Origin of the sequence: Kitasatospora putterlickiae, assembly GCF_039527695.1 — a bacterium.
In the GTDB taxonomy this organism is placed as follows: Bacteria; Actinomycetota; Actinomycetes; order Streptomycetales; family Streptomycetaceae; genus Kitasatospora; species Kitasatospora putterlickiae.
Window position 1 is genome coordinate 16,139 of record NZ_BAAAKJ010000509.1, and the last position, 527, is coordinate 16,665.

The following is a 527-nucleotide window of genomic DNA, read 5'->3' on the forward strand; positions in this document are numbered from 1 at the left end:
GGCCCGCCTTCGTCGTGTCCGGGCACCGCTCACCCCGTCACGGGGCGCCCGGGACGTCCGGGACCACCGGGTCCGGGCCGACCTTCGGGTCCGCCTCCAGCGGCACCTCCTGCCCGGTCGCCAGGTCGGTCACCGTCCGGCCCCGCAGCGGCTGCTTCAGGTCGGCCGTGACCGTCTGCCGCTGGGCCAGCGCGACGCAGTCCTGCCCGGCCTGCGCCGGCGCCGCCGTGGTCACCCGGATGTCCACCCGGCCGGGCTTGGACTCGTCCGCCTTGAGCGCGTACCGCTGACAGACCCCGCCGTAGAACCAGACCGTCAACCGGTCGCCGTCCACCCGGTAGGTGACCGCGGGGTGCACCGGTGAGCCGGTCCCGTTCGGCGCCGGCTCGCCCACCGCGATGCCGTTGCCGCCCGCGCCCGGGGGAGTCTGCGCCGGGGTCGGCGTCAGCGCGGGGGTGGGCGCGGCGGCGCCCGGCGCCGGTCCGGTCGGCCGCGGGTCCGGGGTGCCGGCCGTCGGGTCGTCCGGC

The 527-nt window shown here is 78.9% G+C and carries 1 pseudogene; it reads right to left on the reverse strand.

From position 1 onward, the window contains the following. Window positions 1–37: 37 nt before the first annotated feature. Window positions 38–527: pseudogene (locus ABD308_RS38205) on the reverse strand (hypothetical protein); the annotation flags it as partial.